Origin of the sequence: Streptomyces griseoruber, from assembly GCF_001514205.1 — a bacterium.
GTDB classification, from domain to species: domain Bacteria; phylum Actinomycetota; class Actinomycetes; order Streptomycetales; family Streptomycetaceae; genus Streptomyces; species Streptomyces griseoruber.
The window spans coordinates 1-26,851 of sequence record NZ_KQ948783.1; the positions used below are offsets into that span (position 1 = coordinate 1).

27 protein-coding genes and 1 pseudogene are annotated in these 26,851 nt (G+C 70.8%); 10 read left to right on the plus strand and 18 right to left on the minus strand.

Going from position 1 to position 26,851, the window contains the following annotated elements; genetic code table 11:
- Positions 1–705: ABC transporter permease (locus AQJ64_RS38585; RefSeq protein WP_059203389.1), on the plus strand; the 705-nt coding region annotated here is incomplete at its 5' end.
- Between the two features lie 140 nt (positions 706–845).
- Here AQJ64_RS38585 and AQJ64_RS38590 read toward each other — a convergent pair.
- Entirely contained in the window at positions 846–1,217 is a 372-nt protein-coding gene (locus AQJ64_RS38590) for a holo-ACP synthase (protein WP_059203420.1), read from the minus strand.
- Between the two features lie 93 nt (positions 1,218–1,310).
- On the opposite strand from AQJ64_RS38590, the gene AQJ64_RS38595 reads away from it, so the two are divergent.
- Together AQJ64_RS38595 and AQJ64_RS38600 are read left to right on the plus strand one after the other, a co-directional pair.
- The gene (locus tag AQJ64_RS38595; RefSeq protein WP_059203390.1) at positions 1,311–2,267 is read left to right on the plus strand and encodes a hypothetical protein; all 957 of its coding nucleotides are present in this window, start codon (positions 1,311–1,313) and stop codon (positions 2,265–2,267) included.
- 6 nt (positions 2,268–2,273) lie between these two features.
- Positions 2,274–3,992: a M16 family metallopeptidase gene (locus AQJ64_RS38600; protein WP_059203391.1), complete on the plus strand. Its 1,719-nt coding sequence runs from the start codon at positions 2,274–2,276 to the stop codon at positions 3,990–3,992.
- A gap of 7 nt (positions 3,993–3,999) precedes the next feature.
- Here AQJ64_RS38600 and AQJ64_RS38605 read toward each other — a convergent pair whose 3' ends face one another.
- The 3 genes from AQJ64_RS38605 to AQJ64_RS38615 form a co-directional block, all read right to left on the minus strand.
- The gene (locus AQJ64_RS38605; protein ID WP_059203392.1) at positions 4,000–4,695 is read right to left on the minus strand and encodes a PH domain-containing protein; all 696 of its coding nucleotides are present in this window, start codon (positions 4,693–4,695) and stop codon (positions 4,000–4,002) included.
- A gap of 156 nt (positions 4,696–4,851) precedes the next feature.
- Positions 4,852–5,157 carry a hypothetical protein gene (locus tag AQJ64_RS38610; protein ID WP_055632181.1) on the minus strand — a complete coding sequence of 102 codons (306 nt, stop codon included), beginning with the start codon at positions 5,155–5,157 and terminating at the stop codon, positions 4,852–4,854.
- Positions 5,154–5,639 carry a DUF6232 family protein gene (locus AQJ64_RS38615; RefSeq protein ID WP_055632182.1) on the minus strand — a complete coding sequence of 162 codons (486 nt, stop codon included), beginning with the start codon at positions 5,637–5,639 and terminating at the stop codon, positions 5,154–5,156. The genes AQJ64_RS38610 and AQJ64_RS38615 overlap by 4 nt, the downstream gene beginning before the upstream one ends.
- 73 nt (positions 5,640–5,712) lie before the next feature.
- Here AQJ64_RS38615 and AQJ64_RS52125 point away from each other — a divergent pair.
- Positions 5,713–5,877: pseudogene (locus AQJ64_RS52125) on the plus strand (hypothetical protein); the annotation flags it as partial.
- 45 nt (positions 5,878–5,922) lie between these two features.
- Here AQJ64_RS52125 and glmS read toward each other — a convergent pair.
- A complete protein-coding gene (glmS, locus tag AQJ64_RS38620; RefSeq protein ID WP_059203393.1) occupies positions 5,923–7,770 on the minus strand; it encodes a glutamine--fructose-6-phosphate transaminase (isomerizing) in 1,848 nt (615 codons plus the stop codon).
- A gap of 166 nt (positions 7,771–7,936) precedes the next feature.
- On the opposite strand from glmS, the gene AQJ64_RS38625 reads away from it, so the two are divergent.
- Both AQJ64_RS38625 and coaA read left to right on the plus strand, forming a co-directional pair.
- Entirely contained in the window at positions 7,937–9,898 is a 1,962-nt protein-coding gene (locus AQJ64_RS38625) for a protein kinase domain-containing protein (RefSeq protein ID WP_059203394.1), read from the plus strand.
- A 92-nt stretch (positions 9,899–9,990) separates the two neighbouring features.
- Complete coding sequence (gene coaA, locus AQJ64_RS38630) at positions 9,991–10,959, plus strand: type I pantothenate kinase (protein ID WP_169809757.1); 969 nt, start codon at positions 9,991–9,993, stop codon at positions 10,957–10,959.
- Positions 10,960–10,981: 22 nt separating this feature from the next.
- On the opposite strand, the gene AQJ64_RS38635 is transcribed toward coaA, so the two are convergent.
- Genes AQJ64_RS38635 through AQJ64_RS38655 form a run of 5 tightly spaced genes read right to left on the minus strand, consistent with a single transcriptional unit; the run spans position 10,982 to position 15,177 of the window.
- The gene (locus AQJ64_RS38635) at positions 10,982–11,557 is read right to left on the minus strand and encodes a hypothetical protein (RefSeq protein ID WP_059203396.1); all 576 of its coding nucleotides are present in this window, start codon (positions 11,555–11,557) and stop codon (positions 10,982–10,984) included.
- Positions 11,554–12,948 carry a hypothetical protein gene (locus AQJ64_RS38640; RefSeq protein WP_055632370.1) on the minus strand — a complete coding sequence of 465 codons (1,395 nt, stop codon included), beginning with the start codon at positions 12,946–12,948 and terminating at the stop codon, positions 11,554–11,556. The genes AQJ64_RS38635 and AQJ64_RS38640 overlap by 4 nt, the downstream gene beginning before the upstream one ends.
- Positions 12,945–13,754, minus strand: a complete 810-nt coding sequence (locus AQJ64_RS38645) for an ABC transporter ATP-binding protein (RefSeq protein ID WP_397807418.1) — start codon at positions 13,752–13,754, stop codon at positions 12,945–12,947. Before AQJ64_RS38645 ends, AQJ64_RS38640 begins: the two co-directional genes overlap by 4 nt.
- Positions 13,755–13,774: 20 nt before the next feature.
- Positions 13,775–14,620 carry a hypothetical protein gene (locus AQJ64_RS38650; protein WP_055632368.1) on the minus strand — a complete coding sequence of 282 codons (846 nt, stop codon included), beginning with the start codon at positions 14,618–14,620 and terminating at the stop codon, positions 13,775–13,777.
- Positions 14,617–15,177 carry an RNA polymerase sigma factor gene (locus AQJ64_RS38655; protein ID WP_055632367.1) on the minus strand — a complete coding sequence of 187 codons (561 nt, stop codon included), beginning with the start codon at positions 15,175–15,177 and terminating at the stop codon, positions 14,617–14,619. Before AQJ64_RS38655 ends, AQJ64_RS38650 begins: the two co-directional genes overlap by 4 nt.
- Positions 15,178–15,291: 114 nt before the next feature.
- Between AQJ64_RS38655 and AQJ64_RS38660 the strand changes: the two genes are divergently transcribed.
- Both AQJ64_RS38660 and AQJ64_RS38665 read left to right on the plus strand, forming a co-directional pair.
- The gene (locus tag AQJ64_RS38660) at positions 15,292–16,230 is read left to right on the plus strand and encodes a DUF389 domain-containing protein (RefSeq protein WP_055632366.1); all 939 of its coding nucleotides are present in this window, start codon (positions 15,292–15,294) and stop codon (positions 16,228–16,230) included.
- Between the two features lie 118 nt (positions 16,231–16,348).
- Positions 16,349–17,131: an SAM-dependent methyltransferase gene (locus tag AQJ64_RS38665; RefSeq protein ID WP_055632365.1), complete on the plus strand. Its 783-nt coding sequence runs from the start codon at positions 16,349–16,351 to the stop codon at positions 17,129–17,131.
- Between the two features lie 161 nt (positions 17,132–17,292).
- On the opposite strand, the gene glmM is transcribed toward AQJ64_RS38665, so the two are convergent.
- The 3 genes from glmM to rplM form a co-directional block, all read right to left on the minus strand.
- On the minus strand, positions 17,293–18,651 hold the full coding sequence (glmM, locus tag AQJ64_RS38670; protein ID WP_055632364.1) for a phosphoglucosamine mutase: 1,359 nt from the start codon (positions 18,649–18,651) through the stop codon (positions 17,293–17,295).
- Between the two features lie 173 nt (positions 18,652–18,824).
- Positions 18,825–19,346: a 30S ribosomal protein S9 gene (rpsI, locus tag AQJ64_RS38675; RefSeq protein WP_055632363.1), complete on the minus strand. Its 522-nt coding sequence runs from the start codon at positions 19,344–19,346 to the stop codon at positions 18,825–18,827.
- 45 nt (positions 19,347–19,391) lie between these two features.
- Positions 19,392–19,835 carry a 50S ribosomal protein L13 gene (rplM, locus tag AQJ64_RS38680; protein ID WP_055632362.1) on the minus strand — a complete coding sequence of 148 codons (444 nt, stop codon included), beginning with the start codon at positions 19,833–19,835 and terminating at the stop codon, positions 19,392–19,394.
- A 352-nt stretch (positions 19,836–20,187) separates the two neighbouring features.
- Here rplM and AQJ64_RS38685 point away from each other — a divergent pair, with 352 nt between their 5' ends.
- Both AQJ64_RS38685 and AQJ64_RS51895 read left to right on the plus strand, forming a co-directional pair.
- Complete coding sequence (locus AQJ64_RS38685) at positions 20,188–21,063, plus strand: hypothetical protein (RefSeq protein ID WP_055632361.1); 876 nt, start codon at positions 20,188–20,190, stop codon at positions 21,061–21,063.
- A 95-nt stretch (positions 21,064–21,158) separates the two neighbouring features.
- Positions 21,159–23,156, plus strand: a complete 1,998-nt coding sequence (locus AQJ64_RS51895) for a right-handed parallel beta-helix repeat-containing protein (protein WP_055632360.1) — start codon at positions 21,159–21,161, stop codon at positions 23,154–23,156.
- A gap of 6 nt (positions 23,157–23,162) precedes the next feature.
- On the opposite strand, the gene truA is transcribed toward AQJ64_RS51895, so the two are convergent.
- The 5 genes from truA to rpsM all read right to left on the minus strand — a co-directional run bounded on the left by truA (position 23,163) and on the right by rpsM (position 26,760).
- Positions 23,163–24,020: a tRNA pseudouridine(38-40) synthase TruA gene (truA, locus tag AQJ64_RS38695; RefSeq protein WP_055632359.1), complete on the minus strand. Its 858-nt coding sequence runs from the start codon at positions 24,018–24,020 to the stop codon at positions 23,163–23,165.
- Between the two features lie 152 nt (positions 24,021–24,172).
- Positions 24,173–24,682: a 50S ribosomal protein L17 gene (gene rplQ, locus AQJ64_RS38700; RefSeq protein WP_055632358.1), complete on the minus strand. Its 510-nt coding sequence runs from the start codon at positions 24,680–24,682 to the stop codon at positions 24,173–24,175.
- 85 nt (positions 24,683–24,767) lie between these two features.
- The gene (locus AQJ64_RS38705; RefSeq protein WP_003966937.1) at positions 24,768–25,790 is read right to left on the minus strand and encodes a DNA-directed RNA polymerase subunit alpha; all 1,023 of its coding nucleotides are present in this window, start codon (positions 25,788–25,790) and stop codon (positions 24,768–24,770) included.
- Between the two features lie 118 nt (positions 25,791–25,908).
- Positions 25,909–26,313 carry a 30S ribosomal protein S11 gene (gene rpsK, locus AQJ64_RS38710; RefSeq protein ID WP_010354218.1) on the minus strand — a complete coding sequence of 135 codons (405 nt, stop codon included), beginning with the start codon at positions 26,311–26,313 and terminating at the stop codon, positions 25,909–25,911.
- A 66-nt stretch (positions 26,314–26,379) separates the two neighbouring features.
- Positions 26,380–26,760: a 30S ribosomal protein S13 gene (rpsM, locus tag AQJ64_RS38715; protein ID WP_055632357.1), complete on the minus strand. Its 381-nt coding sequence runs from the start codon at positions 26,758–26,760 to the stop codon at positions 26,380–26,382.
- Positions 26,761–26,851 lie beyond the last annotated feature (91 nt).

A 26,851-nucleotide genomic window follows, 5' to 3' on the forward strand; every position in this document is an offset into this window, starting at 1 on the left:
TTGACCCTGAACCTGCTCCTCACCCCGATCATGCTCCTGCTGCTCTTCGTCTACGTCTTCGGCGACGTGATGAGCGCGGGCATCGGCGGCAGCGACCGCTCCGAGTACATCGCCTACCTCGTCCCGGGCATCCTGATGATGACCATCGGCGGCACCGTCATCGGCACCGCGGTCTCCGTCGCCACCGACATGAACGAGGGCATCGTCGCCCGCTTCCGCACCATGGCCATCCACCGGGGCTCCGTCCTCGTCGGACACGTGGTCGGCAGCGTGCTCCAGTGCATCGCCGGCGTGCTCCTCGTCGGCGCCGTCGCCGTGGCCATCGGCTTCCGCTCCACCGACGCCACCGCCCTGGAGTGGCTCGCGGCGTTCGGGCTGATCGCGCTGTTCGCCCTGGCGCTCACCTGGATCGCGGTCGGGATGGGCATGGCCAGCCCGAACGCCGAGGCCGCCGGCAACAGCGCCCAGCCGCTGATCCTCCTGCCCCTCGTCTCCAGCGCCTTCATCCCGCCCGACACCATGCCCGGCTGGTTCCGGCCCATCGCCGAGTACCAGCCCTTCACCCCCGCCATCGAGACCCTGCGCGGCCTCCTGCTCGGCACCGGGATCGGCGACAACGGGTGGATCGCCGTCGCCTGGTGCCTGGGCCTCGCGGTACTCGGCTACTTCTGGTCCGCCTCGAAGTTCGACGCCGACCCGAAGTGACCGCCTTGACGCCCGAAGCGACCGTCATGACGCGCGAAGTGACCGTCATGACGCGCGAGGTGCCCGTATGACGCGCGAGGTGCCCGTATGACGCCCCAAGTGACCGTCATGGCGAAGGACCGCCATGGCGGTCCGCCGCGCTACCCCTCCGCGATCACCACGGCCGAAGCCACCCCGGCGTCATGGCTCAACGACACATGCCAGCCCCGCACCCCCAGCTCCGCCGCCCGGGCCGCCACACTCCCCCGCACCCGCAGCCGAGGCTGCCCGCTCGCCTCCACGAACACCTCCACGTCGGTCCACAGCAGCCCCGGCGGCGCCCCCAGCGCCTTGGCCAGCGCCTCCTTCGCCGCGAACCGCGCCGCCAGCGAGGCGACCCCCCGCCGCTCCCCGCTCGGCAGCAGCAACTCGCGCTCGACGAAAAGCCGTTGGGCGAGCGCCGGTGTCCGCTCCAGCGACGCCTCGAACCGTTCGATCTCGGCCACGTCGATACCGACCCCGATGATGCTCATGCCGAGCACTCTAAGGCGGGGCGCACCGCTCTCCCCGTTGTCGCAGCCTGCTGCTAGCCTGCGGCGACTTGATCACCACCAGGGGGCGGAGAGATGAGCGGTACCAGCGGCAGAGCCAGGTCCTCGAACGGGCCGACCTTCGATCTGTTCGACAACACACCCGAGTTGATCCCCCTGCGCACCGCCGCCCGGTCCGAGGACTGGAACGCCGTGCGGGCGTTTTTCTCGGGTCTGGACTCGGTCGACAAGGTCTCCTCCGCCGTCGCGGTACTCGCCGGTATCGACGGGACCGAGTTCCTCCTGGAGCGGGCGGTCGCCGACCACCCCGGTGACCCGCTGCCCCGCGCCGCCCTCGCCGAGCGGTACGTCCGCATCGGGTGGGCGATCCGCAGCAGTGCCCGCGCCCAGTACGTCTCCGCCGACCAGTTCGACCGATTCCACACCTGGCTGCGCAAGGCCGAGCAGCTCCTGATCGAGCTCTGCGCCGAACAGCCGGCGTACGCCCCCGCCTGGACGGCCCGTCTGATGACCGCGCGCGGCCTGCAACTGGGCCAGGCCGAGGCCCGCCGCCGCTACGACCGCCTCTCCGCCCACCACCCGCACCACTACCGCGCGCAGGTCCAGCTCCTCCAGCAGGTGTGCCCCAAGTGGAGCGGCTCCTGGGAGGCGGCGCACGGCTTCGCCCGGGAGTGCGCGACCGCCTCCCCCGACGGCTCGAACTCCGGCGCGCTGGTCGCGCTCGCCCACATCGAGCACTGGCTCGAACTGGACGGCCCGGAGGCCACCGCCTACCTGCGCGGGATACCGGTCCGCGACGACCTCCGCAACGCCGCGCAGATCTCCGTCCTGCACCCGGACCACCGCCCCGACTGGAACTCGGTCGGCGCGCACAACGCGTTCGCGTTCGCCTTCTCGATCGGCGGCCACTTCCAGGACGCGGCTCCCCACTTCGCGTTCCTCGGCGACCGCGCCTCGGAGGACCCGTGGGACTACACGAGCGACCCGAGAACGACCTTCCTGAAGTACCGCAAGTCCGCGTTGGGGGCCTGACCACCGATGACCACCGAACTGGACCTCCTCGACGGCGTGCTCTCCCACACCACGACCGACGGCATCCCCACCCTGTACGCCCCGACCTCCGCGAGCGAGATCACGGCGGGCCTGTTCTTCCGGGTGGGCCGCGCCGACGAGACGCTGGCCACCGCCGGGATCACCCACCTCGTCGAGCATCTCGCGCTGCACCGCCTCGGCCTGTCCGACCTGCACTACAACGGCGCGACGGCGAACACGTACACCCTCTTCCACGTCACCGGCAGCGAGGAGGAGGTCGTCAGGTACCTCAACAGCGTGTGCGCGGCGCTGCGCGACCTGCCGATGGACCGTCTGGAGACGGAGAAGGAGATCCTCCGCACCGAGGCGGCCGGCCGGGGCGGCGGCCCGAACCACCAGATGCCGCTGTGGCGTTACGGCGCCCAGAACTACGGCCTGACCAGCTACAACGAGCTGGGCACCTGGAGCCTGACGGCGGGCCATGTCCGGCACTGGGCCGAGACCCGCTTCACCCGCGACAACGCGGTCCTGTGGATCACCAGCGGGCAGGTCCCGGAGGGCCTCGACCTCACCCTCCCCCACGGCACCCGCCTCCCGGCCCCCGCCGCCACCAGCGCGCTGCCCGTCACCCCCGCCTACATCCACGGCGACGACGGCCATGTCGTGCTCACCTCGGTCGTCCGCCGCTCCACGGCCGCCACCGTCTTCGCGGACGTCCTCGGCCGGGCCCTCTTCCAGGACCTGCGCCAGGAGGGCGGCTACTCCTACTCGGCGGAGGCCGACTACACCCCGCGCGACGCCGAGTACGCCACCCTCACCGCGTACGCCGACTCGCTGCCGCAGAAGCAGGACGCGGTGGTCGGCGGGTTCGTCGACACCCTCGCGCGCCTGCGCGCCGGCCGCATCGAGCAGTCCGAACTGGACTCCGTGCGCGCCAAGCTCCTCAAGATGTACGACGTCCCGGACTTCGGCGCCGCGTCCCTCCCCTCGTACGCGCTGAGCCTCCTGCTCGGCCACCGCATCCTCTCCCCCGAGCAGCGGCGGGCCGAGCTGGACGCGGTCACCGTGGCCGATCTGCGCGAGGTGGCCCGCCAGGCCTGGGCCGACGCCCTCCTCCAGGTCCCCGGCCGGGGCGTGGACTGGGCGGGCCTGACCCTGGCCCCGCAGTACTCGCAGGAGGCGGTCACCGGCACCCGCCACCCGTCCCTGGAGGACGACAAGGTCACGCTGGTCATCGGCGCGGAGGGCGTCAGCCTCCTCACCCCGCGCGGCCCGGTGACCGTCCGCTACGACGCGATGTCCGCGATGACCGTCCGCCCCGACGGCGCCCGTGCCCTCACCGGCCACGACGGCTTCTCGGTGACGGTCGAACCGACCCTCTACAAGGGCGTCACACCGGAACGCATAGCGGCCCTGGACGCGGCGGTGCCGCCCACGGCGGCCGTCCCGATGCCCGCGCGGGAACCGGACCGCATCCCGCAGCCCCGCAAGCGCGCGGCCGCCCCCGCCGCCTCGGGCAGGTCCACCTGGCTCTGGACCCTCGGACTGTGGGCGGTGGGCCTCCTGGCCGCCGTCTGGGGCCTGCTCTGCGCCGTCATCACGGCGGACGAGGCCTCCGCCGCGAACCCGGAGTGGGACGCGGTGGTGGGCGTCTGGATCATGTGGCTGCCCCTGGCGGCGGTGACAGCGGCCCTGTACCGGGCCCGCCGCCGCAGACGGGGCTGAACCCGCCTCACCGCCGGGCGGCGAGGGTCTCGCCCAGGCGGTCCAGGACGAGGAAGAGGACGGGGAGACAGAGCAGCGGAACGCCCAGGAGGAGCGGGAACGTGTAGGTCGGCCGGTCGGTCAGGACCAGCCAGGTGAAGACGACGAACGCGGCGACCGCGACGATCAGACAACCGACGACCGCCCGCCCGAACGCCGTGCGCCGCCGCGCCCTGCGCCCGATGAGCCCCTCCAGCTCGGGCCGCGTCGCGGAGGACATCAGCCCGAGCCGTACGGCGGTGGCGCTCAGGTCGGCCATCTCGCCGATCGGGTCGGCCAGTTGCTGCTCGTCGACCTGGAAGAGGCGGATGCGGTGCCCGTCGGTGTCGTACAGGTACGTCGGCCGGCGCGGGCTGCCGCCCCGCTTGCCGCCCTCGACCCGGATGCCGTAGATCTCGGACCAGGCGCGGGTGCGGGTCCGCAGCGGCCCGCGCGCGGTGACGCCCTGGGCGGTGACGGACGTCCGCGCCCGCCAGTGCTCCAGCGCCATCCGGGCGCCGACGGCGACCCAGATCGCCGGGGTCACCAGGTCCCAGCCCGTCGTGCCCAGCGTCGTCATCCGCAGCAGGCTCACGCCGACGACCACCGTCACGGCCACCATGCTGAGGTACACCACCGGCATGACCCGCCGTCTGCGGTACTCCCGCTCGATCCCCTCGCCCATCCCGAACCCCGCACTCCCGACCAGAAGATCCCCTGTAGCCCTGCCAGCCGCCGCTGGTCTTCACGTGGCTGCCGAAGGGCCCCTTGAGGTTGCCGGGTAGACGGTAGAGGACGCCCGCGGTGTCGTGTGCGACCAGGGCAGGGCGACCGGGGCGCATCAGCCGTTGCCGCATACCTGCAAGAGGAGGCTGAGCAGTGGAGCACCGACCGTACCCGCCATCGTCGCCACCCTGTTGAGTCTGCGGAGAGCGCCCTGATCGGCCGCGTCGTGGCGAAGTGCCTCAAGTGAATCGTTGACGACTTGACGTTCCGGTTCGGGGAGGTGGTCCCGCAAATCCTCGGCGGCACGGATCAGCTGCTGGAGTTCTACGCCGTGGGGCCGATAATTGTGGACCACCTTCCCCGTGGCGTTCGGCCCGGTTTGGTTGATCGTGTCTCCGACGTGAAAGCCGCTTTCGTTCATCGCTCATACCTCGTCGCCGTGGCGTTCGGTCCGTACTGGTTGATCCGATCCCCGATGTGGAATTCCCTGACGGTGAACTGGAACTCCGCATGCGGGTTGTCGATCGCCTGCGTGATGTCCTGCGCGATCCTGCGGAGGAGGCTCAGATCCGTGGAGGAGAGCGCGGCTGCCGATCCCCCGCTTGTTCCGATGACGAGAATGCGCACCCTGTACCGGATGTACAGCTCGCGGCAGAGTTGCACGAACCCGAAAGGGAGGACCGCGACGGCGCCCACCCAGATGATGTCGCCGTCGAACCGAGGAGGTGCTCCGGCCGTGAGGAACGCGCCCATCACGATGAGTCCGAGGGAAATCTGCGACGCCATGGGGAGGTTGAATTCAGGCCTCACGATCCGCGTATGCGCAATATTGTGCAGCGGAATGGAGGAGTCGCCCATGGAGAGAATTCTTTTGCTGACCTGAATGGTGACCGTGCCGGACAACTCCCCCCCTCCCCCGGGTCATAAGCGCATCGGATGGCGTGCCGATGGTCGCAGGAGGGACGGGCGGCCGACAATGGCCCGTCAGGGGCTCACAGATGCACGAAGGAAGCTTGTCATATTTTTCGAGGGCGCCCATTCCCTCGGGCGGCGGCGAGTTCGCACCACACGTACTTGCCCCGGTTGGGCCACCACCCCCACCCATACCTCCGTACGCGACACAAAAGCCCCGGCCGGAGGCACCCTCACCTTCCCGGCCGAGGCTTTCGACACGTTCCTGACCGGCCTACTCGACCGTGACCGACTTCGCCAGGTTGCGCGGCTGATCCACCTCGTTGCCCCGCGCCGTCGCCAGCTCACAGGCGAACACCTGCAACGGCACCGTGGCCACGAGCGGCTGAAGCAGGACCGGCGTCGCGGGGATCCGTACGAGATGGTCGGCGTACGGGGCGACCGCCTCGTCGCCCTCCTCCGCGATCACGATCGTCCGCGCACCCCTCGCCCGGATCTCCTGGATGTTGGAGACGATCTTGTCGTGCAGGACGGACCGGCCGCGGGGCGAGGGGACGACCACGACGACGGGCAGGTCCTCCTCGACGAGGGCGATCGGCCCGTGCTTCAGCTCACCGGCGGCGAAGCCCTCGGCGTGCATGTAGGCGAGTTCCTTGAGCTTCAACGCCCCTTCGAGGGCGACCGGATACCCCACGTGCCGCCCCAGGAACAGCACGGTCTTCTTGTCGGCGAGGGAGCGGGCGAGCGCCCGTACCGGCTCCATGGTCTCCAGGACGCGTTCGACCTGGCCGGAGATCTGGGCGAGGTCACGGATGACGGCGCGGATCTCGTCGGCCCATTTGGTCCCGCGGACCTGGCCCAGATACAGGGCGACGAGATAACAGGCGACCAACTGCGTCAGGAACGCCTTCGTCGAAGCGACGGCGACCTCGGGCCCGGCGTGGGTGTAGAGCACCGCGTCGGACTCGCGAGGGATGGTCGAGCCGTTGGTGTTGCAGATGGCCAGCACCTTGGAACCCTGTTCCCTCGCATGCCGTAGCGCCATGAGGGTGTCCATCGTCTCGCCGGACTGGGAGATGGCGATGACGAGGGAGCGGGGGCCGAGGATCGGGTCCCGGTAGCGGAACTCGCTGGCCAGTTCGACCTCGCAGGGGATACGGGTCCAGTGCTCGATGGCGTACTTGGCGATGAGGCCGGCGTGGAAGGCCGTACCGCAGGCGACGATGACGACCTTGTCGGCCTCGCGCAGCTCGGCGGCGCCGATGCGGACCTCGTCGAGGGTCAGGGAGCCGGCGGCGTCGATCCGGCCGAGCAGGGTGTCGGCGACGGCCTTCGGCTGCTCGGCGATCTCCTTGAGCATGAAGTAGTCGTAGCCCGCCTTCTCGGCGGCCGAGGCGTCCCAGTCGACGTGGTACGACCGGACCTCCGCCGGCCGGCCGTCGAAGCCGGTGACCGTGACGCCGTCCCGGCGCAGCTCGACGACCTGGTCCTGGCCGAGTTCGACGGCCGAGCGGGTGTGGGCGATGAAGGCGGCGACATCGGAGGCGAGGAAGGCCTCGCCCTCCCCGATCCCGACGACCAGGGGCGAGTTCCGGCGGGCCCCGACGACGACGTCCGGCTCGTCCGCGTGCACGGCGACGAGGGTGAACGCCCCCTCCAGACGGCGGCACACCAGCCGCATGGCCTCGGCGAGGTCGGCGGTGCCGGAGAACTCCTCGGCGAGCAGATGGGCGACGACCTCGGTGTCCGTCTCGGAGGACAGCTCGTGGCCGCGCTCGGCGAGTTCGGCGCGCAGGACGGCGAAGTTCTCGATGATCCCGTTGTGCACGACGGCGACGCGTCCGGCGTTGTCGAGATGCGGATGGGCGTTGGCGTCGGTGGGCCCGCCGTGCGTGGCCCAGCGGGTGTGCCCGATGCCGGTCGGGCCGGTCGGCAGCGGCCGGGCCCCGAGTTCCTTCTCCAGGTTCACGAGCTTGCCCGCCTTCTTCGCGGCGGCCAGCCCTCCGTCGGCGAGCACCGCGACGCCCGCCGAGTCATAGCCCCGGTACTCCAGCCGCTTCAGCCCGGCCATCACGACCTCGAGCGCCGACTGCGACCCCACGTATCCCACGATTCCGCACATGCGCGGCAGCCTAGAGTCGAAGTCCTCGCCAAACACGCCTCCGCGTGCCCGATTCCGGATATTCCACCGGGGGTACGAGGCCCTGGCCGACCCGCAAGGGCGCTCATCACCGATGGTGTCCAGCCGCTAACCTGGCGTGGTGAGCAGCCGAGACGATTCCTCACTCATGGGCAAATACTTCTTGGTGCGGGAGCTCGGACGGGGAGGCATGGGCGTCGTCCACGAGGCACGCACCCTTGCGGGAGTGTCCGTGGTCATCAAATTCCTGCACGCCGATCGCGCACACGAGCCCCATTACCGCCGACGGTTCGCACGTGAGATCGAACTGACTCGGCGGATCAACAGCCCCTTCATACCTCGGGTTCTGGACGCCGACGCGGAGGCCGAGCGCCCCTGGATGGTCACCGAGTATTTTTCGGCGTCCTCCCTCACGGAGGTGGCCCGAAGGAAACCCCTCACGGGAGAGAGCCTGTTGAAGGTGGCTCTGGGGACAGCGGGGGCACTGCAGGACATTCACCAGGTCGGCCTGGTACACCGGGACTTGAAACCGGAGAACGTGCTGCTGACCGACAACGGTCCGCGTGTCATCGACTTCGGGATTTCCTGGACACCCGAGCTGAGCCGACTGACCCGCACCGAAGACTTCATCGGCACGCCCGCCTACCTGGCACCCGAGCAGATCCCGCCTCGAGGAACCACGCGGGTGCCGGAGGCCACCTTTGCGGTGGACATCTTCGCCTGGGCGTCGATCGTCGTCTTCGCCGCGACGGGGCGTGCGCCTTTCGAGATGACGGGCGCCCATATCAGTGTGGTGTTGATGACCATTCAGGAATGCGCGCCTGATCTCAGCGAGGTGCCGGAGCCACTGCGGAACATCGTCGCCCAGTGCCTGGTGGCGGATCCCGCGGCTCGTCCCACCGCCGACAGTCTGGTGGCACAGCTCTCGGAACTGGTCGACCTCGCCGGCTCCGCACCGCCCGCGGTGACGCCGCCGAGGGAAGAGCCGCCCCGACCGTCGCGACACGGACTCGTGAGGCTCGCAAGGGCGGGTGCGGCGGTCATGGCCGTCGTGGCCACCTTCTCGTCGTGGCAGCCTTCCGGGGACACGGAATGGACGCGGCGACTGCGGCCCCCGTCCGCCGGCGCCGGAGCGGCGTCGTGCGCTCCCGCGAAGGACGCCCTGTTCTGTGCCGTGCCGGGACGGCAGGTGATGCGAGTGGCGCCGGACTCGGGGCACGCCGTGTGGTACGACAGGTCCGTCACGGCACAGAGGTCGCTAACCATCGAGGTGTCGACCGCCGTCGTCGTGGAGACCGGCATCCCTCAGCAGGAATCGGCACTCCTCGGATTCGACAAGGGCAGCGGAAAGCAGTTGTGGAAGAAGCCGTTGTACGGCACTCACACACTTGCCGGCCAGGTGGTGGTGACCACGGACCAGAACGGTGTCACGCGCGGATTCAGGGCTCTGGACGGAAAGGAGCTGTGGACCCGGAAAAAGACGACGCCGAACGGAATCGAAATCATCGGTTCCACGTCGAGCGCGTTCTACTCCCGTGAAGTGACCGACAGCGGAGTGACATTCACCGCTCAGAACGCGGGCACGGGCGACGTCCTGTGGCAGCGGCACAGCGATTCGAAACCCAATGCGGTGCCGATCGGCGTGACCCCGAAGGGAACACTGAATTTCACAGTGCAGGACACGAACTCTGGTGACACCGTGGCCGTGGCGCAGTTCCGACACGACACCGGGTGGACGACCGCCAGGCTTCGCGAGCCTGTCGCCGGTGCCTCGATCACCGCATCCGGGGACACGTTCTATGTCGCGACCCCCTCCGGGTCCCTGCTCGCGGTGAACTGTCCGACGGGTGAGCAGAGGTGGCGGACGGAGCACGAGGAGTACTTCTCCAGCGGTCTCACCGTTGCCGACGGACGGCTCTATCTCCTGGACGACGAGGGGCGCCTCCTCGTGTTCGCCGCCGCATCCGGTGCCCGGCTGTGGACCTCCTCGGACCACCCGAGCGCGTCAGCGGTCCAGGACGTCTCTCTCCCGAGCCCCATGGTGGCGGACGGGCGTGCTTACGCCATCACCGGCGACGACCAGCTCTTCTCGGTCGGCCTTCCCCGGTGACCCGGACAGGGGCACGGCGGCGTGACACACCCCACCCCGCCGTCCCGTTCAAACTCCGTTAACAATGGACTGTGATCTCACCGGTCTCCGCGATGCCCCGGAGCGCCCACCGGCACAGGCCGGAGGCGACTCCCTACGTCGATCTCACCCGCCGCGAGTGGAGCGCGCTGCGCGACAAGACGCCGCTGCCGCTGAGCGCCGAGGAGGTCGAGAAACTGCGTGGCCTCGGCGATGTCATCGACCTCGACGAGGTGCGGGACATCTATCTGCCGCTGTCCCGGCTGCTCAATCTGTACATCGGCGCCACCGACGGGCTGCGCGGCGCCCTGAACACCTTCCTCGGTGAGCAGGGCTCCCAGTCCGGCACCCCGTTCGTCATAGGCGTCGCGGGCTCGGTCGCGGTCGGCAAGTCGACCGTCGCCCGGCTCCTCCAGGCCCTGCTCTCCCGCTGGCCCGAACACCCGCGCGTGGAGCTGGTCACCACCGACGGTTTCCTCCTGCCCACCCGGGAGCTGGAGGCCCGCGGCCTGATGTCGCGCAAGGGCTTCCCGGAGTCGTACGACCGCCGTGCGCTGACCCGGTTCGTCGCCGACATCAAGGCGGGCAAGGACGAGGTGACCGCCCCCGTCTACTCCCACCTGATCTACGACATCGTCCCCGACCGGCGGCTGACCGTCCGCCGCCCCGACATCCTCATCGTCGAGGGCCTCAACGTCCTCCAGCCCGCCCTCCCCGGCAAGGACGGCCGCACCCGCGTCGGTCTCGCCGACTACTTCGACTTCAGCGTGTACGTCGACGCGAGCGCCGAGGACATCGAGCGCTGGTACCTCAACCGGTTCCGCAAGCTGCGCGCGACCGCCTTCCAGAACCCGGACTCGTACTTCAGGAAGTACACCCAGGTCTCCGAGGAGGAGGCCCTCGACTACGCCCGTACCCTCTGGCGCACCATCAACAAGCCCAACCTGGTCGAGAACATCGCCCCCACCCGGGGCCGCGCCACCCTGGTCGTACGCAAGGGCTCCGACCACAAGGTCCAGCGGCTGAGCCTGCGCAAGCTGTGACCCGTGGCCGGCACCGGTCCGGTCAGCGTCTCGGTCCCGCGACGGCGTAGGCCGCGGTGCCGGTGACCGTGAGGGCCAGGGCCGTCCAGGTGGCCGCCGGTGTGCCGGCGGGCAGCAGCAGCCAGCCCGCCACCCGCGTCGGCACCCCCGTCGGGGGCGGGGCGAAGAACGCGTACGACAGCCAGGCGAACGGCAGCGTCCACGCGTACGGGCCGCCCCACAGCGCCGCGCCCAGGGCGCCCAGCCCCATCAGGCCCGCACCGTCCCGGACGACGAAGGCGGCGGGGGCCAGGTCCGCGCCCAGGGCCTGCACGGTCAGCGGCACCGCGGCGGCGACCGCGCCGGCGAGCAGCACATGGGCCGCCCGGCGCGGCGCCCAGCGGATCGCGGCCGTCCGGTCCAGCGCGAGGTCCTGCCCGCCGAAGCCGGTGGAGGCCGCCATCGCGCCCACGGCGAGGACGAGCACGGGCAGCCGCGGATCGGCGGGCCCTGTGCCGCCGTCCCGGGCCAGTGCCCACACCGCCAGCGCGCCGATCAGCAGCGCGGCGAGCGCGGCGGGCACCTGACGCGAGCGGGCGTACAGCGTCAGCCATCTCACCGGGACGCACCACCGGTGAGCGCTTCGAGCGCGTCCCCCTCGCAGGAGAGCGCGGCGGTGCGCATGGCGTCGATCCGTGCGCGCTGCTCGGCCTTCGGCAGCGTCCTGAACTTCTTCCACACCGGGCGGGCCTCGGTGTCGGCGTAGTCGCGCACGTTCGCCGACGCGTGGGGCAGCGACCTGAGGTCGCCGAGGACCCAGCCGACCGCGACGGCCCGCGCGACGTCCTCGCCCCCCGTGCCGCTCCAGCCGACGGGGGAGCACCCCGGCACCAGGCCCTTGCCGATCAGGGCCCAGGTCAGCTCCTCGCCCCGTGCGGCGACGAGGCCGGCGTCGTCGAAGTCGAGGGGCACGGTCCTGCCGGACCACTTCGGCGTGCTGCCCTCCGGCAGTACGGCGGTGTTCTCACGGACCGAGACCGGCGCCCGGTCGCCCAGCGCGGTGTGCAGCAGGCTCAGGGCCTTCTTGCCGGGACCCGCGATGTCGGCGAGGCGTCCCTGCTGGGTCCGCGTCACGCACACCGGGCCGTCGCACACCGGCTCCGCGGCGGCCCTGTCGACGACGAAGATCCGGTCCGGGTCGGCGGGCAGGACGAGCAGGGCGACCGCCGCGCCCGCCAGGACGGGGGTCAGGGCGAGCAGCCGGGTGCGCCGCCGCGCGGCGACCAGCAGCGCGAAGCCGGTCACGGCCATGCCGAGCAGCCAGATCGTCTGCCCGAGGTGCACGGCGGCGGAGAGGGTGGTGAGCGCGGTGCGCACGTCCTGCACCGCCGGGGACAGCAGTGAGAGCCGGTTCGGCTCCGTGACCGGGATGCCCGCGCCCGTGTCCGTCTGCGTCCGGCCCAGGGACAGCTGCATGAGGACCGTGAACGCGAAGGCGCCCACGGTCAGCAGGGGCGGGGTGAGCGCGGACGGCAGGGCCCGCGCGGCCCCCATGCCCAGCACGGACCCCGCGACCAGGGAGAGCGCCCCCACCAGCGAGATCGGCAGCCATCCGAGGTGCGTGTACGCGGTGTGGGCGAGCACCTGGACCCCGCCCACGAGGACGAGCAGCGCGAAGGCCGAGGTCAGTGCGGCCGCCGTGGTGCCCGCCAGCGCGGCCGCGCGGTGCCGGGCGGGCCGCGGCGTGCTCGACAGCAGCTCGGACATCTTCGAGCGGTGGTCGCGCAGGCCCTGGAGGGCGCCGAGCCCGACGGCGAGCGGCCACAGGTAGAACAGCAGGGCGCGGATCCACAGGGCCATGGTCGTCCACTGGGCCGTCCAGGCGGTGGTGCCTGTGCCGAGCGTCCCCTTCAGCAGGAAGAGGAACGCGAGTGCCGTCGTCAGGATCACGGCACCGGCCCACGGGGCGACGGAGCGCCTCAGTTCGATGCGCAGGACACGCGGGTTCACCAGGCGCCCCTTCCCTGCCCGGGGCCCTGGAGCAGCGCCGAGTAGCCGCGCTCCAGGGGGCTGTCGCCCACGTCCTCGGTGCCGCCCGCGGCCGCCAGGTCGTCCGGGGTGCCCTGGAAGACCAGGCGGCCCTCGGCGAAGAGCACCACGTCGGTGCAGGCGGCGGCCACGTCCTCCACCAGATGGGTCGAGACGAGCACACAGGTGTCCGTGCCCAGCTCCTGGAGCAGCTCGCGGAAGCGCAGCCGCTGCGCCGGGTCCAGGCCGACCGTCGGCTCGTCCAGCAGCAGGATCGCCGGGTCGTTGACGATGGCCTGGGCGATGCCGACCCGGCGCACCATGCCTCCCGAGAGGGTCTTCATCCTGTCGTCGGCGCGGTCCGCCAGGCCGACCCGTTCCACGGCGCGCTGCACCGCCGCGGGGATGTCCGCCCCGGGCACCTCCTTCAGCCACGCCATGTACTCGACGAACTCACGTACCGTGAACCGCTTGTAGTAGCCGAACTCCTGCGGCAGATAGCCGATCCGGCGGCGCAGCGCACGCAGTTCGCCCGTACCGCCCGCGGACTCGCCGAGCAGCTCCAGGGCGCCCTCGGTGGGGCGCAGCACGGTGGCCAGCGTCCGGATGAGGGTGGTCTTGCCCGCCCCGTTGGGGCCGAGGAGGCCGTGCACGCCGGTGCCCAGCGACAGGTCGAGGCCGTCGACGGCCATCCGTTTCCGGCCGACCCTGACCTTCAGCCCGGTGGCCCGGATCTCCTGGGCGTAGGGCGTCGGTGCGAGGTCGGCCGCGCTTACCGCGGACGTCATGGGGTGTTCCCTTCCGGTGGTCATCGATGGGCTCCCAGTGCGGCGTACGCGCCCCTGCGGGCGATCACGACACCGATGCCGAGAGCGAGGAGCAGCCCCCACACGGGCAGACCGCCCGCCCGCAGGGCGGCGGCCGTACGGCCGCCGGCGGCCAGGGTCGGCGCCACGATCACGGCGGCCCACACGGCGGCCAGCGCGACGGCGGCGCGGGTCACCCCGACGACACCGCCGAGCGCCAGCGTCGCCGCCGTGAACGCCAGGCAGGGCAGCAGCCACTGAGCCACCATCACCCCCGTCGCCCAGCCGCCCACCAGCAGCGCGGGGACGACCACGCCGAGCACGGACGCGGTGCGCCGCAGCACCAGGGGGAGCCCGGCCCGGGGCGCCGAGGCCGTCAGTTCGTACGCCGGGTCCAGACCGCGCGACCAGGACGCCGCGACCCCGAGCACGGGCAGGACCGGCGCGAACAGCAGCACCAGCGACACCCCGTCGGAGCCGGAGCCGAGGCCGAAGCCGGAACCGGAACCGGCCCGGTCGAGCAGCAGGGCCAGCAGCGTCACGCCGACGACCATGGCCAGCCAGGGCACCATCGCGGGCGTCATCCACCCCGACAGCCAGGCCGGCCGGTGCCGTCGGCGCGGCACCGGGGCGGTGACCGCCAGTTCGGGTGCGAGGCCGGACCACACGGAGTCGACCAGCGACGCCACGGCGGGCACCCCGGTGGCGACCGCGGCCGCCAGCCGGTCGCGGCACACCCGGCACGCCTCCAGATGGGCCTCCACGGCCCACACCTCGTCGGCGGCGAGGTCCGTGTCGCCGCGCGCGTACCCCGCGATGATCCGTGCCGACGCGTGTTCCGCACTCATGCCAGCGCCCTCCGCATCTGGATCCGGGCCCGGCGGGCACGGGTCTTGACCGTGCCCTCGGGCAGCCCGAGCAGGACCGCGGTCTCCCGGACGGACAGTCCGTCGAGCACCAGGGCCTGCAGTACCTGTCTCAGTTCCGGCGCGAGGCGGCGCAGCGCGTCCCCGACGTCACCGCCGACGCTCGCCGCGAGCGCCTCCTCCTCGGCGGCGGGCGCCACGCCGGGCGGCGCCGCGGCCGGCGGCGGCTCCGCGTGGTGGGCCCGGCGCCGGAACGCGTCGACCAGGCGGCGCGCGGCGATCGTCCACAGCCAGCCGGTGGCCGACCCGCCGACCGCGGCCCCGGTGAACGCCCCCGCCGCGCGCCACACCGCCAGATACGTCTCCTGCATGACCTCGGCGACGATCTGCTCGTCCCCGCAGCGGCGGCGCAACCGCACCGCCATCCACGGCGACGTACGCCGGTACAGCTCCTCGAACGCGGCCCGGTCGCCCTTGGCCACCAGCCGGAGGAGACGTTCCTCGTCCACCTCGTGCAGCGCTGCCCTGACTGATCTCACACCCGCTAGACGCCGCCGCCGGGCCGCGGGTTTTCCTCCTGGCGTGATGCCCGTCACACAAGGCCGGGGCGGGCGGGCAGGGCTCCCGGTGGCGACAGGGCCTAGCCTGCCTCCGTGCTGCATCTGCGTCTGATCACCCCGCCGGAGAAGACCGACGACGTGCTCCGCCTGATCGAGAAAACCGTCGGCACCACGCACCTCGTGGTGCTCCAGGGCGCCGCCCGCAATCCCGCGGGGGACGTCGTCACCTGCGACGTGGCCCGCGAGGCCGGCGACGAACTCCTCACCGGGCTCCAGGAGCTGGGCCTGGACCGGACCGGCTCGATCGCCGTCGAGAACATCGACCTGTCCCTGTCGCTGCGCGCCGACAAGGCCGAGGCCGAGGCGCCGGGCGAGGGTGCGGACGCGGTGCTCTGGGAGCACCTCACCGACGCCACCCACGAGGAGTCGACCCTCTCCGTCACCTATCTCGCCTTCATCACGCTGGCCACGATGATCGCGGCCTGCGGTGTGGTCCTGGACAACGCGGTACTGATCGTCGGGGCCATGGCCGTGGGACCGGAGTTCGGCCCGCTCGCCGGGATCTCCACCTCGATCGTGCGCCGCCGCCCCCGGCTCGCCCTGCGTTCCCTGAACGCCCTGCTCGTGGGCTTCGCGGTCGCCATGGCCGCCACGGTCCTCTTCAGCCTCTTCATGGACGCCCTGGACCTCTTCAGCCGGGCCCAGCTGGACGCCGACCGCCCCCAGACCGGCTTCGTCTACGCCCCCGACGCCTTCTCCTTCATCGTCGCCGTGCTGGCCGGAGCGGCCGGCACCCTCTCCCTCACCTCGGCCAAGTCCGGCGCCCTGGTCGGCGTGGCCATCTCCGTCACCACGGTCCCGGCGGCGGCCAACGCGGCGGTCGCCCTCAGCTACGGCGACACGCACCAGACGTGGGGTTCGACGGAACAACTCCTGCTGAACCTCCTGGGCATCGTCCTCGCGGGGACCCTGACCCTGGCGGCCCAGCGGGCGTGGTGGGAGGGGCACCGCCGGTCGGCGCGGACTGGCTGAAACCTCACGGCAGGCAGGGGCGGGAGAGTTTCAACTTCCTTGTGATGCCTGGCAGTTCACATAGGTTGACTCTGCAATCAAGTCTGCGATCACCTATCCGTGCCGCCAGGAGACCGTCATGCCACACACCCGTATCGACACGTCCAAGCCGCACTCCGCCCGGTTCTGGAACTACTTCGTCGGCGGCAAGGACAACTACGAGGTCGACCGGGAGATCGGCGACCACATCAAGGAGATCTTCCCGGGGCTGGTGGACGTCGCCGTGACCAGCCGGCACTTCCTCGGCCGCGCCGTCCGCCACCTCGCCGGCGAGCAGGGCGTACGGCAGTTCCTGGACATCGGTACCGGACTGCCGACCGCCGACAACACCCACGAGGTGGCCCAGCGCACCGCGCCGGACGCCCGGATCGTGTACGTCGACAACGACCCCACCGTCCTGGCGCACGCCCACGCCCTGCTGAGCAGCACCCCCGAGGGCGCCACCGCCTACCTGGACGCCGACCTGTACGACCCCGAGGCCGTCCTGGAGGCCGCCAAGGGCACCCTGGACTTCTCCCGCCCGATCGCCCTGATGATCCTCAACACGCTGGGCCATGTCGCCGAGTACGCCCGGGCGCGCGAGCTGGTGGGCCGGCTCATGGCCGGTCTCCCCTCGGGCAGCTATCTGGTGATCAGCGACTCCACCGCCACCAGCGAGGGCATGATCGCCGCGTCCGAGGCCTACAACAAGAGCGGCGCGGTCCCGTACCACGTCCGCCCCGTCGCCGAGATCGCCGGCTTCTTCGAGGGACTGGACCTGGTGGACCCGGGAGTCGTCCAGGTCACCGAGTGGCGCCCGGAGCCGGACGCTCCGGCGGGCCCGCGGGTGGACGCGTACGGCGCGGTGGGCCGCAAGCCGTAAAAGCAGCGGGGCGCGTACGTCGACGTACGCGCCCGTGCAGGCCACCTGAAGGGGCGCGGGGCGGTGTCGATGTGCGACTCCGTCGCGTGGGCGCGACCAGCCACCCCGCACCCGCAGACCGCAAGGGGGCCGAGCCCCCCACCCCGGACCCGGCCCGGCCACTACCCCAGCGCGGACTTCACCACATCGGCCAGCCGGCCGGCGACCGACCGAGCCTGCTCGATGTCCGCCGCCTCGACCATCACCCGGACCAGCGGCTCGGTCCCGGAGGGGCGCAGCAGCACCCGGCCGGTGGAGCCCAGCTCCCGCTCGGCCTCGGCGACGGCGGCCGACAGCTCCGCCGAGGAGGAGACCCGGGACCGGTCCACGTCCGGCACATTGACCAGCACCTGCGGCAGCCGCTCCATCACGGAGGCCAGCTCACGCAGCGGCTTCCCGGTCTCGGCGAGCCGCGCCGCGAGCATGAGCCCGGTCAGCGTGCCGTCCCCGGTCGTCGCGTGGTCGAGGATGATCACATGCCCGGACTGCTCGCCGCCGAGGGCGTAGCCGTGCTCCTTCATCTCCTCCAGGACGTACCGGTCGCCGACCGCCGCCTGGACGAGGCGGATCCCCTCCCGCTCCATGGCGAGCTTGAACCCGAGGTTGGACATGACGGTGGCGACGACGGTGTCCGACCGCAGCACGCCCCGCTCCCGCATGGCGAGCGCCAGGACGGAGAGGATCTGGTCGCCGTCGACCTCCTCGCCCGTGTGGTCCACGGCGAGGCACCGGTCCGCGTCGCCGTCGTGCGCGATGCCGAAGTCGGCCCCGTGCTCGACGACCGCGGCCTTCAGCTTGTCCAGGTGCGTCGATCCGCACCCGTCGTTGATGTTGAGCCCGTCCGGCTCGGCCCCGATCGTCACGATCTCGGCCCCGGCCCGGGTGAACGCCTCCGGCGACACCCGCGCCGCCGCGCCGTGCGCCTCGTCGAGGACGATCTTCAGCCCGTCGAGCCGGTTGGGGAGGACCGCGATGAGGTGGGCGACGTACCGGTCGAAGCCCTCGCCGTAGGACCGCACCCGTCCGACGCCCCCGCCCGTGGGCCGCTCCCACGGCTCACCGTGCGTGTGGGACTCGTACACGGCCTCGATCCGGTCCTCGAGGTCGTCGGGGAGTTTGTGGCCACCGCGCGCGAAGAACTTGACGCCGTTGTCGGGCATGGCGTTGTGGCTGGCGGAGAGCATCACGCCCAGGTCGGCGCCGAGCACACCGGTGAGGTAGGCGACGGCGGGCGTCGGCAGCACGCCGACCTTCAGCACGTCCACGCCGGCACTCGCGAGACCCGCCACCACGGCGGCCTCCAGGAACTCCCCGGACGCACGCGGGTCGCGCCCCACGACAGCCACCGGCCGGTGGCCCTCGAAGGTGCCCGCCTCGGCCAGCACATGAGCCGCCGCGACGGACAGACCGAGCGCCATCTCGGCCGTCAGATCCGCGTTGGCGACACCGCGCACGCCGTCCGTGCCGAAGAGTCGTCCCACTTGTCCTCCTGAGGAAGCGTCCATGACCGAAGGGGCAATTACACCGGATAGCGGCATCCGTCACACAAGCCTTTGAGCATCTTGTGCCGTTATACGCCCCTGGAAGTGATAAAACGAACGCCCCGACAGCACTGTGGCGTGCCGCCGGGGCGTTCGGTGCAGGCAGCGAGCGATTAACGCTTGCTGTACTGCGGAGCCTTGCGGGCCTTCTTCAGACCGGCCTTCTTCCGCTCGACCGCGCGGTCGTCGCGGCGCAGGAAGCCGGCCTTCTTGAGCGCGCCGCGGTTGTTGTCGACGTCCGCCTCGTTCAGCGCACGGGCGACACCGAGACGGAGCGCACCGGCCTGGCCGGAGACGCCGCCACCGGCGATCCGGGCGATGACGTCGTAACGGCCCTCGAGCTCGAGCACCTTGAACGGCTCGTTGACTTCCTGCTGGTGCACCTTGTTCGGGAAGTAGTCCTCGAGGGTGCGACCGTTGATCTTCCACTTGCCGGAGCCCGGGACGATCCGGACGCGGGCGATGGCGTTCTTGCGACGGCCCAGGCCGGCGGCCGGCTGCGGGTCGCCGAAGCGGGAGGCGAGGGACTCCGAGGTGTACTCGCCCTCGACGGGCACCTCGGACTCGGTGGTGTAGCTGTCGATGTCGACGAGCTCAGTCTCTTCGAGCGGCTGCTCGGCAGTGGTCTCGGCCACGGTGATTCCTCAGATTCTCTTGGCTTGGGTTGGTCTAGGCCGGTGTTACTGCGCGACCTGGGTGATCTCGAACGGCTGCGGCTGCTGCGCGCCGTGCGGGTGCTGGTCACCCTTGTAGACCTTCAGCTTCGAGAGCATCTGACGGCCCAGCGTGTTCTTCGGGAGCATGCCCTTGACGGCCTTCTCGATGGCCTTCTCCGGGTTCTTGTCCAGCAGCTCGTCGTAGCGGACGGAGCGCAGACCACCCGGGTAGCCGGAGTGGCGGTACGCCATCTTCTGGGTCCGCTTGTTGCCGGACAGGTGCACCTTGTCGGCGTTGATGATGATGACGAAGTCACCGGTGTCGACGTGAGGGGCGTAGATCGGCTTGTGCTTGCCGCGCAGGATGGAGGCGGCGGTGCTGGCGAGACGGCCCAGGACAACGTCCTGAGCGTCGATGACGTGCCACTGGCGCGTCACATCGCCGGGCTTGGGGCTGTACGTACGCACGGTTCGTAGCCTTCGCTTCGAGTGAGTGGTCCTGACAAGGTCACCGAAGACGATCACGACAGCCCTGACCGCACTGCGGTGACGCAAACCGCGTGCTGGTCGCTGGTCATCGGCCCGGTGGACCGGTGTAAGGGCCCGTCCCGTGAGAATGAGCAAGCCAATACACAACGAAGATGCAGGATACCCGTGTCGCGCGGGTGGGGTCAAAACGGGGCCGGAACGGGGCCGGAACGGGGCCGGGACAGGGCCGGAGCGAGGGCGCGGCACGGCAAACACGACATCTCCGGGTGAGAAGGTTTCAAAGGCAGTTGGAGCGGAACGGCGGCGTGTCCCGCCGTCTAAGATGCGGCCCATGAGCTATGGGCAGGGGGGACCTCAGTCCCAGTGGGATCCGTGGAAACCGAACTCCCAGCAGCCGTGGACCGGTGGCAGTGACGGCCCGTCCCCGGACTGGGCCGCACTCGCGGACGCGTCCGAGAAACGCAACAGGCGCCGCAAGCTGCTCTTCATAGTCGGGGGCGCGCTGGCCACGGTCGGCGTGGGCGCCGCCGTGACCATGGCCGTGGTCAACAGCGGCGGGAGCGACGAGGCCAACCGGCCCACGTCCTCGGTGCCCGCCACCACCGGCCTGCCGAGCGCGTCCGGCACCCCGTCCTTCGCGCCGACCAGCGCGCCGCCGGCGCTGAACCCCAAGGAGTTCATCTCCAGCAAGGCCAAGGACAAGGCGGAGAACAGCCCGGAGCTGATGTTCCCCGGAACCCAGCTCACCATGGGCTCCAACGTCTACAAGAAGGGCCCGACGGCGGACAGCACCGACTGCGCCACGGGCGTCCAGGGCACCCTGCCCAAGGTCCTCGCCGCGGCCGGCTGCACCCGGCTGATGCGGGTGACGTACACCAAGGGCGACACCGCGGTCACGGTCGGTGTGGCCGTGTTCGACACCGAGGCGCAGGCCCTGAAGGTCAAGAGCCAGGCCGACAGCAAGAGCATCGTCAAGGCGCTGAGCGGCAAGGGCGTGAAGGCCTTCTGCAACGCCGCGATCTGCCGCTCGACGACCAACTCCTACGGCCGCTACGCCTACTTCACGATCACGGGCTTCACCGACGGCAAGGACGTGACCACGAAGGACACCGCGGTCTTCACCATGGGTGACGACCTCGCCGACTTCGCCTTCCAGCAGATCAACCGCCGTGGCCAGGCCCAGGCGTCGGCGGCGGCCGAGGGCTGAACCGGCCGGCCGTCAAACGGGCCAATCGGACGTGCGACACTCCCCCCAAGTGATCATCTGATCATCCGGTCACGGATCCCTGGGGGGACCACGCCATGAGCGCCACGACCCGACGCAGCCTCCTCGCCGGCGCCGCCGGTCTCACCGGCGCCGCCCTCGCGACCTCGATCGTCATCGCCCAGACGGCCTCGGCCGCCGGCACCGGCGCGGGCTGGCTGAACGTGAAGGACACGCCGTACGGGGCCCTCGGCGACGACAGGACCGACGACGCGCCCGCCATCCAGAAGGCGATCGACGCGGCCGGCCAGGGAGACACCGTCTACCTCCCGCCCGGCGCGTACCGGCTCGCCTCCCCGCTCCGCCTCCGGCTCGGCGTCACCCTGCGCGGCGACTGGCACCCGCGCTCCCCGGTCCGCACCGACATGACCGCCTCCTACCTGCGCCCCGGCATCGGCACCTTCACCGGCGAGGCCCTGATCGTCGTCGACCCGGCCCCGGCACGGGGAACGTCCACCGACTCGGCGTACGGCGGCGGCCCCCGCCTGTACGGCCTGGCGCTCGACGGCCGCGACCAGCGGGCCACCACCGGCACCGCGATCGACGGCATCCGTGTCACCCCCGGCGTCCAGGACCTCGGCCTGGACAAGGTGACCGTCTGGCGCTTCACCGGCCACGGCCTGAACGCCCAGAACGCCACCGCCTTCCAGCTCACCCAGGTCCACGCCGTCGACAACGAAGGCCACGGCTTCACCTGGGGCGACGCGACGGGCACCGGCGGCGGCCTGGTCGACGCCGACCTGTTCCAGTGCCACGCCCAGGGCAACAAGGGACACGGCTACGACATCCTCAACCCCGACGCGGTCACCATGGTCGACTGCCGCTCGGAGTCGAACGCTCATCACGGCTACCGCATCACCGGCGTCAACCACTCGATGGTGCTGATCGGCTGCACCACCGACCGCAACGGCCGGGACGGCTTCCACCTCGCCACCTCCCCCGGCGGCCGCTTCCTCCAGCTCCTCGGCTGCCTCGCCGGGCGGGACGGCAGGGAGACCGCGACCTCCCTCATCCCCTACTCCGGCTTCACCGTCACCGGCGAGGCCGCCGAGGGGGTCGTCCTCACCGGCTGCTCCACCTCCACCGGCCGCGACGACGAGAGCGGCGACCACTCCCCCGCCTACGGCCTCACCACCTCCGCGCTGAACTCCGTGAGCAACGTCTCGGTGGTCGGCGGCGAGTACCTCGGGACGACGGCCCCCTTCCAGGACCTCGGAGCGGTCGTCGTCCGCCACAGCGGCGTGATCTCCGGCACCCACCGGGACACCGGCATCGAGTGGGACCAGCATGACGTCCACATGATCTCCGGAGCCGCCGGCACCCGCCGTGACCTGGAGTTCTGGTCCCGCGGCAAGGCCCGCCGCTGGGCCCTGCGGACCACCGACGCCGCCGAGTCCGGCGCCGGCGACGGCTCCGACTTCGCGCTTGTCCGGCACGCCGACGACGGCACCGTCCTCGACACGCCCCTCACCGTCAGCCGCGCCAGCGGCCGGGTCTCCCTCACCACCCCCGGCCTGACGGTCACCGCGAGCGCCGGCCCCGGCGTCCACCTCGTCCAGCACCGGCCTGCCGCCCACGGCTACGCGGTCACCGGCGCCGGAAAGACATCCCGCGCCTTCCAGTCCCGGGCCACCGGCGACTCCGTCGACCGCTTCGCGATGGAGATCAACGGCACCCAGACCTTCGGCCCCGGCGGCGGCACCGGCCGGGACACCAGCTGGGGCCGCCTCGGCGCCGCCCAGATCGGCAGCGCCGACGCCGACATCGTCGTAGGACTGGCCGGGAAGGGCATCAAGGTCAAGGAGGGCAGCAACGCCAAGATGGGCACCGTGACCCTCACCGGCACCACCCCGGTCACCGTCCCCACGACCGCCGTCACCGCCGCCAGCCGCATCTTCCTCACCGTCCAGTCCCCCGCCGGCACCCCCTCCGGCGTGGCCTACGTCGCCTCCCGCACCCCCGGCACGTCCTTCACGGTGAAGGGCATGGCCGGGGACAGGTCGACGGTGGCCTGGCTGATCATGGAACCGGCGTAGGGACGCTCAGCAGCACCCGGCGGCACCGGGCAGCGTCCGTCTGTTCCTGGCCTCCTTGTTCCGCGCGGCCAGGAGCTCGTCGGCCGGGTACCCGACCTCCTCCAGGGTCAGCCCGTGCGGCCGTACGACATGCACCGCGGAGTCCCGCACCCCCGCGGCCAGCACCTTCCCCGGCCACTCGGCGCCCCGGTGCCCGTCGCCCACGAACAACAGCGCCCCGATGAGCGAGCGCACCATGTTGTGGCAGAAGGCGTCGGCCCGGACCGTGGCGGTGACGATCCCGTCGTCGCCCTTCACCAGGCTCAGCTCCTGAAGGGTCCGAATCGTGGTGGCCCCCTCCCGCCGCTTGCAGTAGGCGGCGAAATCATGCTCCCCGAGCAGCCGCAGCGCCGCCTCGTTCATGGCGTCGACATCGAGCGGCCAGTCGTGCCAGAGCACATGGTTGCGCAGCAGCGGATCCACACCCCCCGGGTTGTCCGTCACCCGGTACGCGTACCGCCGCCAGACGGCCGAGAACCGGGCGTTGAAGCCACTGGGCGCCTCCCTGAGCGCCCACACCCGCACATCCCGCGGCAACCGCCCGGCAAGCCGCTTCAGCAGCTTCTCGTGGTGCTCACGCCAGACGCCCTCCGGCAGATCGACATGAGCCACCTGCCCCCGCGCATGCACCCCGGCGTCGGTTCTGCCCGCCACGGTCAGCTCGAAGGTCTCCCGGGACCGGGTGACGGTCCGCAGGGCATCCTCGATCTCCCCCTGCACGGTCCGCCGCCCCCCGGCCTGCTTGGCCCACCCGGAGAACTCGGTCCCGTCATAGGAAAGATCGAGGCGGACACGGACGTAACCGGGCTGTACTTCGTCACTCACACCGAGATCCTCTCAAGACCACAGAAGCGGGCCCGCTCCTCGAAAGGAACGGGCCCGCTGACGCGCCCCAGAGGGGCGCGGGGCTGCATCGATATGCGGCTCCGCCGCGTGGGCGCGGCCAGCCACAACGGACCGGCAGCCGAAGGACGGCCTTACGCGTCCTTGGACTCCTCGTCGGCCTCGACCGGCGCGGCGTCCTCGACGACCTCGTCGGCCTGGGTCTCCTCGACCTTGGCCTCCTCGGCCTCCTTGACCGCACGCTTGGTCGCGGCCTCGGCCTCACCCGTCGCAGCCTGCGCCACGGTCAGCGCCTCGACCAGCTCGATGACAGCCATGGGCGCGTTGTCGCCACGGCGGTTACCGATCTTGGTGATCCGGGTGTAGCCACCCGGACGGTTCTCGTAGCGCGGGCCGATCTCGGTGAAGAGCGTGTGGACGACGCTCTTGTCCGTGATGACCTGGAGCACCTGACGGCGGTTGTGAAGGTCGCCCTTCTTCGCCTTGGTCACCAGACGCTCGGCGTACGGCCGGAGCCGGCGGGCCTTCGCCTCGGTGGTGGTGATACGGCCGTGCTCGAAGAGGCTCTTCGCGAGGTTCGCGAGCAGCAGCTTCTCGTGCGCGGCACTGCCGCCCAGACGGGCACCCTTGGTGGGCTTCGGCATCTTTTCTCTCCTGTGTGTCTGCCCCGGCCGTGTCAGGTACCGGGGTCAGGAACCCGATGAGCGGATGCTCACCGGCAACGACCGATCAGTACTGCTCGGTCTCCACGAAACCCGCGTCCGCGTCGTCGTCGGCGCCGAAGGCGTCGGCGGCGGCCGTGGGGTCGAATCCGGGCGGGCTGTCCTTCAGGGCCAGGCCCATGCCGGCCAGCTTCGCCTTGACCTCGTCGATCGACTTCGCACCGAAGTTGCGAATGTCGAGGAGGTCCGCCTCGGAGCGGGCGACGAGCTCACCCACGGAGTGGATGCCCTCACGCTTGAGGCAGTTGTAGGAACGGACGGTGAGCTCGAGCTCCTCGATCGGAAGCGCGAGATCGGCCGCCAGCGCCGCGTCCGTCGGGGACGGACCCATGTCGATGCCCTCGGCGTCGATGTTCAGCTCGCGGGCGAGACCGAACAGCTCGACCAGGGTCTTACCGGCGGAGGCCATGGCGTCACGGGGACGCATCGCCTGCTTGGTCTCGACGTCCACGATCAGCTTGTCGAAGTCGGTGCGCTGCTCGACACGCGTGGCCTCGACCTTGTACGTGACCTTCAGAACCGGCGAGTAGATCGAGTCGACCGGGATCCGGCCGATCTCCTGGCCCACCTGCTTGTTCTGCACGGCGGAGACGTAACCGCGGCCGCGCTCGACCGTCAGCTCCATCTCCAGCTTGCCCTTGCCGTTGAGCGTGGCGAGGACGAGGTCGGGGTTGTGCACCTCGACACCGGCCGGGGGCGCGATGTCGGCGGCGGTGACCAGACCCGGGCCCTGCTTGCGCAGGTACATCACGACCGGCTCGTCGTGCTCCGAGGAGACGACCAGCTGCTTGATGTTGAGGATCAGGTCGGTGACGTCCTCCTTGACGCCCGGCACGGTGGTGAACTCGTGCAGGACACCGTCGATACGGATCGACGTGACCGCCGCACCCGGGATCGACGACAGGAGCGTACGGCGCAGGGAGTTGCCGAGGGTGTAGCCGAAGCCCGGCTCCAGCGGCTCGATCACGAACCGGGAGCGGAACTCGTCGACGACCTCTTCGGTCAACGAGGGACGCTGAGCGATCAGCATGTTGTGTTCCTTCAGTCAGGGGCGCCCGCTATTTGACGCCCGACTCGGTACTGCAAGGGTACGGGCGGTACGCCCCTTCATGGAGCCGTACCGCCCGCAACCTCAAGACAACCGTGCGTCAGACGCGGCGACGCTTCGGCGGACGGCAGCCGTTGTGCGGGGTCGGGGTGACGTCCTGGATGGAGCCGACCTCGAGACCCGTGGCCTGGAGGGAACGGATCGCGGTCTCACGACCGGCGCCCGGGCCCTTGACGAAGACGTCGACCTTGCGCATGCCGTGCTCCTGCGCGCGACGGGCAGCCGACTCGGCGGCCATCTGCGCGGCGAACGGCGTGGACTTGCGCGAGCCCTTGAAGCCGACGTGGCCGGCGGAGGCCCAGGAGATCACGTTTCCGGCCGGGTCCGTGATGGACACGATCGTGTTGTTGAACGTGCTCTTGATGTGCGCCTGGCCGTGGGCGACGTTCTTCTTTTCCTTGCGGCGCACCTTCTTGGCAGCGCCCTGACGACCCTTGGGGGGCATCTATTACTCCTACGGGAGGTGGTCGGTCCTACAGCGAAGACCGCTGGACGGCGAGTCCGCTGCGGACTACTTCTTGCCCGGCTTCTTCTTGCCGGCGATGGCGCGACGCGGGCCCTTGCGGGTACGAGCGTTCGTGCTGGTGCGCTGACCGCGGACGGGCAGACCACGACGGTGACGGAGACCCTGGTAGCAGCCGATCTCGACCTTGCGGCGGATGTCGGCCTGGATCTCGCGACGGAGGTCACCCTCGGTCTTGATGTTGTTGTCCACGTACTCGCGGATGGCGACCAGCTGCTCTTCGGTCAGATCGCGAACACGGGTGTTCGGGTCGACGCCGGTCGCAGCCAGCGTCTCCTGCGAGAGGGTCCGGCCGATGCCGAACACGTAGGTGAGGGCGACCTCCACGCGCTTGTCGCGCGGGATGTCAACACCGGAAACGCGTGCCATTCAATGGCTCCTGGTGATCTTCGGAGGTCTTCCGCAGAACCGGATCCCAGCCGCCGGCCTCTTCTCTTCGAAGACTTGGTACGACTGGGTC

Bases quoted from the DNA above. Each gene is read 5' to 3' on its own strand.
- AQJ64_RS38600 (WP_059203391.1), top strand. From the start codon at position 2,274: ATGACCACCGAACTGGACCTCCTCGACGGCGTGCTCTCCCACACCACG.
- AQJ64_RS38650 (WP_055632368.1), bottom strand. From the start codon at position 14,620: ATGAGTGCGGAACACGCGTCGGCACGGATCATCGCGGGGTACGCGCGC.
- AQJ64_RS38605 (WP_059203392.1), bottom strand. From the start codon at position 4,695: ATGGGCGAGGGGATCGAGCGGGAGTACCGCAGACGGCGGGTCATGCCG.
- AQJ64_RS38595 (WP_059203390.1), top strand. From the start codon at position 1,311: ATGAGCGGTACCAGCGGCAGAGCCAGGTCCTCGAACGGGCCGACCTTC.
- glmS (WP_059203393.1), bottom strand. From the start codon at position 7,770: ATGTGCGGAATCGTGGGATACGTGGGGTCGCAGTCGGCGCTCGAGGTC.
- AQJ64_RS38645 (WP_397807418.1), bottom strand. From the start codon at position 13,754: ATGACGTCCGCGGTAAGCGCGGCCGACCTCGCACCGACGCCCTACGCC.
- AQJ64_RS38610 (WP_055632181.1), bottom strand. From the start codon at position 5,157: ATGAACGAAAGCGGCTTTCACGTCGGAGACACGATCAACCAAACCGGG.
- rplQ (WP_055632358.1), bottom strand. From the start codon at position 24,682: ATGCCGAAGCCCACCAAGGGTGCCCGTCTGGGCGGCAGTGCCGCGCAC.
- AQJ64_RS38625 (WP_059203394.1), top strand. From the start codon at position 7,937: ATGGGCAAATACTTCTTGGTGCGGGAGCTCGGACGGGGAGGCATGGGC.
- AQJ64_RS38705 (WP_003966937.1), bottom strand. From the start codon at position 25,790: ATGCTGATCGCTCAGCGTCCCTCGTTGACCGAAGAGGTCGTCGACGAG.
- AQJ64_RS51895 (WP_055632360.1), top strand. From the start codon at position 21,159: ATGAGCGCCACGACCCGACGCAGCCTCCTCGCCGGCGCCGCCGGTCTC.
- rpsK (WP_010354218.1), bottom strand. From the start codon at position 26,313: ATGCCCCCCAAGGGTCGTCAGGGCGCTGCCAAGAAGGTGCGCCGCAAG.
- AQJ64_RS38685 (WP_055632361.1), top strand. From the start codon at position 20,188: ATGAGCTATGGGCAGGGGGGACCTCAGTCCCAGTGGGATCCGTGGAAA.
- coaA (WP_169809757.1), top strand. From the start codon at position 9,991: ATGCCCCGGAGCGCCCACCGGCACAGGCCGGAGGCGACTCCCTACGTC.
- AQJ64_RS38590 (WP_059203420.1), bottom strand. From the start codon at position 1,217: ATGAGCATCATCGGGGTCGGTATCGACGTGGCCGAGATCGAACGGTTC.
- rpsM (WP_055632357.1), bottom strand. From the start codon at position 26,760: ATGGCACGCGTTTCCGGTGTTGACATCCCGCGCGACAAGCGCGTGGAG.
- AQJ64_RS38665 (WP_055632365.1), top strand. From the start codon at position 16,349: ATGCCACACACCCGTATCGACACGTCCAAGCCGCACTCCGCCCGGTTC.